Origin of the sequence: Methylobacterium sp. E-065 (genome assembly GCF_022829605.1) — a bacterium.
Classification (GTDB): Bacteria; Pseudomonadota; Alphaproteobacteria; order Rhizobiales; family Beijerinckiaceae; genus Methylobacterium.
This window is the reverse complement of sequence record NZ_JAKSYD010000114.1, coordinates 388,877-396,366: the sequence shown is the minus strand read 5'-3', so window position 1 is coordinate 396,366 and position 7,490 is coordinate 388,877. Positions and strand designations below refer to the sequence as shown.

Annotated in this window: 4 protein-coding genes and 1 pseudogene; 2 read left to right on the top strand and 3 right to left on the bottom strand. The window is 70.1% G+C overall.

What is annotated here, in order from left to right:
• Positions 1-124 (top strand): annotated as a pseudogene (locus MKK84_RS16130) (IS630 family transposase); the annotation flags it as partial.
• A gap of 500 nt (positions 125-624) precedes the next feature.
• Here the strand turns inward: MKK84_RS16130 and MKK84_RS16125 are convergent.
• From MKK84_RS16125 to MKK84_RS16115, 3 genes are read right to left on the bottom strand one after another with little or no spacing between them, the layout of a single operon-like run.
• Positions 625-3,186, bottom strand: coding sequence for a histidine kinase dimerization/phosphoacceptor domain -containing protein (locus tag MKK84_RS16125; RefSeq protein WP_243921337.1), 2,562 nt, complete (start codon positions 3,184-3,186; stop codon positions 625-627).
• Positions 3,183-3,644 carry a response regulator gene (locus MKK84_RS16120; RefSeq protein ID WP_243921335.1) on the bottom strand — a complete coding sequence of 154 codons (462 nt, stop codon included), beginning with the start codon at positions 3,642-3,644 and terminating at the stop codon, positions 3,183-3,185. The genes MKK84_RS16125 and MKK84_RS16120 overlap by 4 nt, the downstream gene beginning before the upstream one ends.
• Positions 3,641-4,759, bottom strand: a complete 1,119-nt coding sequence (locus MKK84_RS16115) for a histidine kinase dimerization/phosphoacceptor domain -containing protein (RefSeq protein ID WP_243921334.1) — start codon at positions 4,757-4,759, stop codon at positions 3,641-3,643. The genes MKK84_RS16120 and MKK84_RS16115 overlap by 4 nt, the downstream gene beginning before the upstream one ends.
• A gap of 321 nt (positions 4,760-5,080) precedes the next feature.
• Here MKK84_RS16115 and MKK84_RS16110 point away from each other — a divergent pair, with 321 nt between their 5' ends.
• The gene (locus MKK84_RS16110; protein ID WP_243921332.1) at positions 5,081-7,462 is read left to right on the top strand and encodes a PAS domain-containing protein; all 2,382 of its coding nucleotides are present in this window, start codon (positions 5,081-5,083) and stop codon (positions 7,460-7,462) included.
• Positions 7,463-7,490 lie beyond the last annotated feature (28 nt).

Genomic DNA, 7,490 nt, shown 5'->3' with positions numbered 1-7,490 from the left:
CAATCGGATCTTTGCTTCATACCAAGCCATCCTCGACCACTGCTGCGACGCCTGGAACAAGCTCATCGACCAGCCCTGGCGCATCATGTCCATCGGCCTGCGCGCATGGGCCCATGAGTTCTGATCAATGGGAGTTGGTATAAGACCGCCGCTGCATGGGATCGCCCGACCATAGAGGCCAGGTAGATAGGCGGCCGGTTCGCGGACCGCCCCTCGCGCGGATCGGCCGTTGCTTTGCTCGACGAGGACGCAATTGGCGTCCCTTCCACGTCGATGGCAGCCGAGTCGCAACGTCAGCTTTGGCTTACTCCTCGTCCGAAAGCGGACCGTCGTAAAACCACCCGACGCGGACGTAGGTCATCCTCCGCCAAGCTGCCGCGAAGCGGACTTTCCGAGGGCTTACCAAGGGTCGCGGTCGGAACGTCCGGTCCAAGACGAAGTCCCAGGGTCCTGGCTTATTGGTTCGTGACCATGCCGGGGTACCACCTCCACCATCCAAGCCCCCGGCAGCCGACGCTTGTCTCCGCCCTGTCAGGCGATGCGCGAGGGACCGGCCCCCTGATGCGTCCGCCGGGCGCTTCCGGCGCGAGGGGTGATGTGGCGGGCCGCAAGACGCCCCCGCCGTCAAGCGTGGACGGTGAAGCAGGCCCCGGGCGTGTTCGCCACCTCCAGCCTGGCGTCGATCTGGTCGAGCATGGCGCGCACGAGCTTCATCCCGAGCCCCGTTCCCTTCGGCTTCCGCTCGGCCCAGCCCTCGGGCAGGCCCTCGCCGTCGTCGCAGACCCGCACCCGCACCCGGCCGTCGCCCTCGTCGCGGACGCTCACCTCGACGTGGCCTTTCCCGGCATCGGTGGAGGCGTACTTGAAGGCGTTGGTCACGAGCTCGGTGGCGATGAGCGAGAGCGCCACCGCCTTGCGGTAGGGCACCATCACCTTGGCGTCGGCGGTGATGCCGACGGTCTGGCCGTCGCCGGCCATCCCGGAGAGGTCACGGCAGAGGACCTCGATGGTCTGGCCGAGGTCGACGTCCTCGACGTTCTCCGCCTGGTACAGGCTGTCGTGCACCCGCGCGACGCTCATCACCCGCGCCGACGTCTCGGCGAAGGCCTGCTTGGCGTCCGGGTCCTTGGTCTGGCGCTGCTGCATCTGCAGGAAGGCCGAGACGATCTGGAGCGAGTTCTTGACCCGGTGGTCGATCTCCCGGCTGAGCACGTCCTTCTGCTCCAGGGCCCGCTCCTTGTCGGCGAGCAGCCCGGTCAACTCGTCGATGGTGCGGCGCTGGCGCAGCACGATGCCCTCGACGACCTGGGCGAGCGATGTCGCGAACGACACCTGCCATTCGGCCCAGGGCCTCGACATCCCGCGCCGCTCCTCGACCCAGCGCTCGAACGACCGTCGCGGCAGGACCGGTGCCGATCCGCTGCCGGCCGCCACGGGCTTGCGCGGGTCGCCGCCCCAGGAGACGGTGCTGGGCACCTCGGGCCGGAACCATAGAAGCAGGTTGCGTCGCGCCTCGTCGACGAAGACCGCGACCACGCCGCTGGCCCGGTCAGCGAAAGCCTCCGCCGGCGGGTAGGCCGCGGCCATGGCATGGGTGCTGAATCCGGTCTCCTCGGGAGGGCGGTTCGCGAGCAGCCAATCTCGCAGGGCGAGGACCGCGTCCGGTTCCGGCGCCAGCCCGACGATGGCGACGGTCCCGTCCGAGACCACGGCCGCCCCGCCGGCCTCGAACAGGTCGAGCATCGTCGTCTCCCCCGTCGTCAGCGCGGCGACGTAGTCGTCGGACCGGGTCAACTGGCGCACGAGGCGTCCCTCGGCGGCGAGATGGGCCTGCTGGGCCTCCCAAAGGCGGCGTCCCTCGATCTCCTGCACCCGCATGGCCAACGCCTCGGCCAGCAGGCCGGCCGCGGTGCGCCCTTCCGGCGTCACGTAGTGCGGTCGCCGGTGGTGTCCGATCAGCAGGCCCCAGAGCGCGCCGTCCACGATGATGGAGGCCGACATCGAGCCGTTGACGCCGAGGTTGCGCTGGTACTCTAGGTGGATGGGCGAGAGCGAGCGATGCTTGGCGAAGGTGAGGTCGATGGGCTTCCCGGCCAGGCCCGCATCGCCGATGAGCGCCACCGGCTCGGCGTCGCGGTCGGTGACGAACCGGCTCCGCGATCGCAGGTAGAGGGCGCGGGCCTGGGCGGGGATGTCGGAGGCCGGGAAGTGCAGCCCGAGCAGGGAGCGGGACCAATCCGCGACCTTGTCCTCCGCGATGGCCTCGCCGTTCCAGTCGGCGTCGAAGCGATAGACGAGGACGCACTCGAAACCGGTGACCGCACGGACCTCGTTCGCGGTCGCCTCGGCGACCTCGGCGACGGTGCGGGCGGCCCGCAGCCGCGCCACGGAGACGCCGGCGTCGTACGGGTGGGCCGGACCGAAATCGCCCGGCCGGTCCGGGACGGCCTCCAGCTCGACGAGGACACGGTCGGCGCGCGCATGCGCGACCGCGAGGAATGCGGCCCCCTCGGCCGGGTCCAGGCACAGCGTTCCGCAAACGGTCCGCCCCTCGGCCAAGCCGTTTGCCGCGTGGGCCTGACGGACGCGCGCGACGAACCCGGAGGGGAGGATGCCATCCAGCGTCCCGCCGACGAGCGTGGCGCTCCGATGCGGGAAGGCGTCCCCGAAGTTCGCCGAGTGCGCGACGATGCGCAGGTCGCCGGGGTCCGCGACGAGGAGGACTGCATCCGGCTGGACCGAACCGGGCACGTGGATCGGCTCGCGTTCGCACGCGGTGACGTCGACGGGCTCCGCACGCTCGCGGCGTTCGACGACGACCTCGGCTGCGGCGTGGGCCGGGGCGGATACGACCGGGACCAGTTCGACCCGGTAGTTATTCCGCCCGGGGTCGGAAGCCACGTGCAGGTCCAGGCACACCGGCCCCGTATCGCGGTCGAGGCCGAAGCGCCCGCGGACGTCGACGTGGCCGCGGCGCACGCCAGCCAGGAACCGCCCCCGCCCGCGCGGGACGTCGGCGCCGGGCACGAGGTCATCGAACAGCCGTCGCCCCGCCAAAGTCACGGTGGAATGCCCAAGGAGATCCGCGGCGGCGGGATCGGCCTCGATCACGATGCCGACGTCGTCGATGCGGACGATTCCCGCGGGTGGCCGGGCGCCGACCCTCGATTGTGCGTCCCCGCTCATGCGGCGCCTGCCGGGATGACGAGGCCGTGACGCTCGACGTACCACGGAGCCAGCCGCACGCCTTGCGGCGGGGGTGATCCCGGCGGTGGCCGCCTCAGGCATTCCTCAAGGAACGGCAACGCCGCCCCGAACACGCTCTCGGAGAACGGCTTGGGAATGACCGCGGCCGCGCCGTCGAGGTCGTCCGGCAGCTCGCGCGCGTTCGCCGTCATGAACACCACCGTCAGGCCGGCGACGCCGCGCATGCCCCGGGCGGCTTCCAGTCCGGAGGAACCGTCCTTCAGGCGCAGGTCGACGAAGGCGATGTCGGGCCGGGTCTCGACGGCGAGGGCGACGGCCTCGTCCCGGGTCACGGCCGTGCCGACCACCTCATGCCCGGCTTCCTCCAGGAGCATCTCGATCTGCATCAGGATGAGGGTCTCGTCCTCGACGACGATGACGCGAAGGGGTGGGGTCATGCCGAGGTCGCCTCCGCGACCGGTCCATGCGGCAACCGGATGGAAACGCGGGTGCCGCGCCCCATCGGCAGCCACTCGACATCGGCGTCGAGCTGCCGCGACAGGCTCTTGATCAGGCGGCCGACCAGCCCGGACCCCGAAGGCGCCTCGGCCCTTCCCGTGCCGTCGTAGATCACCTCGACCCGCACGTCCCGGCCATCGGGGCGGGTGACCACGCCGAGGCTGCCCTCGCCCTCCGCGGCGATGGCGGGCCGGAGCACCTCCCGGATGACCTCGTTCAGCATCAGCGCCACCGGTTGGGCCTTCGCGGCGGGGAACAGCGCCGCCTCGGCGTCGAGGCTCAGGTGGATGTCGGCGCGCCCGCTCGCCTGCACCAGGTCCGTAGCGATGGCCCTGGCGCATTCCGCCACGTCGAAGCGGGTGGCGTCGGCCTCCTGGTAGAGTTGCTTGTGCACGGTGCCGAGCGCCTCGACCCGCTCCTGCATGGTCCGCAGCGCCAGCCTCGCCCTCGGGTCCTCCATGGCCCGCGCCTCCATGCCGAGGAGCGAGGCGATGACCTGGAGGTTGTTCTTGACCCGGTGGTCGACCTCGTGGCCGAGGATGGTCCGGGATTCGAGAGCCTGCGTGAGCTCCCGCGTCCGCTCCGCGACCTGGCGCTCGACCTCGGCCTTCTCGGTGCGGATGCGAAGGTCCGCGTCGATGCGGTCGGTGACGTCGAGCTGCGAGGCGAAGAAGTACAGGAGATCGCCGGCCTCGTTGACGACCGGGCTCATGTAGAGCGCGTTCCAGAAGGTCGTGCCGTCCTTGCGATAGTTCAGCAGGTCCACGGCGATGTCGCGCTGTCCCTCGACGGCCTCGCGGATGCGCAGGACATCGCCGCCGTCGGTCCCGGGTCCCTGCAGGAACCGGCAGTTGACCCCCATGACCTCGGCGCGGTCGTACCCCGTCATGCGCAGGAACGCGTCGTTGACGAAGACGATGGGATTGTCCGGAAGGCGGGGGTCGGTGATGACCATCGCCATGCGGGTCGCGCGAATGGCGGCGGCGAACGGGTCGCCCTTGCCATGCTCGGCCTGCAAGCGGTCGGTCAGGCGCCAGGCTTCGTCTGCTTCCATGCTCTCAGGGTTTTTCCGGATCGCGCCGTAGCGATGCTTGGGGAAGCGAGGATCGAAGGCCTGCAGCCCACCTTGCCACGAGCGTGCAACCTATCCGAACCGACCGTGAACGGCAAAGCCGGCGCCCCCCGAGGGTCGAATTGTCCCTGGGCTCCGTACGGCACCGGAGGCCGGGTGCGACGCATCGGCCCAGGTCCACATGGGGCTGTTCACGTTGTATCCTACCGCCCCCGCCGCCAGACCCCGGAACGCATATTGAAAACGGCCCGTCACGGACTTGAGGCGCCGGGCGCGAACGCGTTCCCTCCCGGAAAGGGCGAGATGGCCGCCCTGATGCGCGCCCACGTTTGGGGACTGACACCGCTCGGGCCGTCGGCCGGCTGGCCGACCGCGCTGAAGGTCGGGGTGAACCTGATCCTGAACTCCCCCGAGAACATGTTCCTCGTCTGGGGACCCGAACTCACGTTCCTGTACAACGACGGCTACCGGCCGATGCTCGGCCTGCGCCACCCGTGGGCGCTCGGCATGGCCATGCCGGAGATCTGGCCAGACGTCTGGGAGGACATCCGTCCGCTCGTCGAGAAGGCGCTGGCCGGCGAGGCCAGCCGGTTCGCCGACATGCCCCTGACGATGACGCGCTTTGGAGTGGAGGAGTCGACGTGGTGGTCGTTCTCGTACGCGCCGCTATGCGACGAGACCGGCGCGGTCCGCGGCATGTTCTGCGTCACCAACGAGAGCACGCAGCGTATGCTCGGTGAGCGGAACCTGCGGGCGAGCGAGGAAGAGCTCCGCCTCGTCACGGACGCACTGCCCGTGCTCGTCGCCCGGATCGACCGCGACCTCGTCTACCGGTTCGCGAACCGCGCCTTCGAGGAGTGGTTCTCCGTCGCCCCGGAGGGCGTTATCGGGCGCAACGTGCGCGACGTCATCGACGCCGCCGCCTTCGAGGCTCGGCGTCCGGCCTTCGAGGCGGTGCTGGCGGGCGAGCCAACGCGGATCGAGCTGGATTGGACGTTCCCGGACGGCCGGCACCGGGTCGCCGACATCCGCTACATCCCCAGGCGGGCGGCGGACGGAACGGCCGACGGCTTCTACGTGTTCGTCCTCGACGTCACCGACCGCAAGCAGGTCGAGCGGCTGCTGTTGGACGCCAACCGCAGCCTGGAACGGAGCGTCGAGGCCCGGACCCGCGACCTCGACCAGGTCTGGCGGTTCTCGCGCGACATGCTCTGCGTCGCCGGCCTCGACGGACGCTTCGTCAACCTCAACCCGGCCTGGACGGAGACGCTCGGCTGGTCCGACGAGGAACTGACGGCGGTCGCTTTCATCGAGTTCGTTCATCCCGACGACCGGGAGGGCACCAACCTCGCGATGGGCGGCCTGATGCGGGGCGAGGCCGTCACCGGCTTCGAGAACCGGTACCGGCGCAAGGATGACGACTACCGCTGGCTGTCGTGGAACGCCGTGGCCCGCGACGGCCTGATCTACAGCGTCGTCCGGGACGTCACGGCCGAGAAGGAGCAGGCCGCCCTGCTCGCCGGTGCGGAGGAGGCCCTGCGCCAGTCGCAGAAGATGGAGGCCATCGGCCAGCTCACCGGGGGCGTGGCACATGACTTCAACAACCTGCTGACCGTGATCAAGTCGTCGAGCGACCTGCTCAAGCGTCCGGACCTGTCGGAGGAACGCCGGCTCCGCTACGTCGGGGCAATCTCTGACACGACGGACCGGGCCGCCAAGCTAACGGGGCAGTTGCTCGCCTTCTCGCGGCGGCAGTCGCTCAAGCCCGAGGTGTTCGACGCCGGCCGGAGCCTGGCGGCCATCGGCGACATGGTGGGCACGCTGACCGGATCGCGCATCGTGGTCGAGGTCGTCGCCCCAGAGGGCGTCTGCCTCGTGGACGCCGATCCGAGCCAGTTCGACACGGCGTTGGTGAACATGGTGGTCAACGCGCGCGACGCCATGGACGGGGAAGGCCGACTGACCATCACGGCCCGTGAGGAATCGGGTATGCCGGCGATCCGCTCCCATGCGTCGGAGACGGGGGACTTCGTCGCCGTGTCGGTGTCCGACACCGGGTCGGGCATCGCCCCCGGCGACATCGGCCGGATCTTCGAGCCCTTCTTCACGACGAAGGCGGTCGGACAGGGCACCGGGCTCGGCCTAAGCCAGGTCTTCGGCTTCGCCAAGCAATCCGGCGGCGAGGTGCTCGTGGAGAGCGAGCTCGGACGCGGGACGACCTTCACCCTCTACCTGCCCCGGGCGTCTGGAAGCGTGACGTCCGAGGGGGCGGTCGTCGAAGCGACGCCCCTCGTCGACGGGCACGGGACCTGCGTGCTGGTGGTCGAGGACAACCTCGACGTCGGGGCCTTCGCCACCCAGACGCTGGGCGAGCTCGGCTACCGCACCGTGTGGGCGACCGACGCCGACGGGGCGCTCGCCGAGATGGAGCGGGACCAGGCGCGGTTCGACGTGGTGTTCACCGACGTGATGATGCCGGGCATGAACGGGATCGAGCTCGGCAAGGACATCCGGCGACGCCACCCCGACCTGCCGGTGATCCTGACCAGCGGCTACAGCCACGTCCTGGCCGAGAAGGGGACCGCAGGGTTCGAGCTCCTCCGGAAACCCTACTCGGTCGAGGAGCTCTCACGCATCCTGGGTGCGGTCGCGATGCGACGGCGCGGTCGACCGACCGCCGGCTAGCGCGGGCCGCCTCCCCAACCGCCCCTGC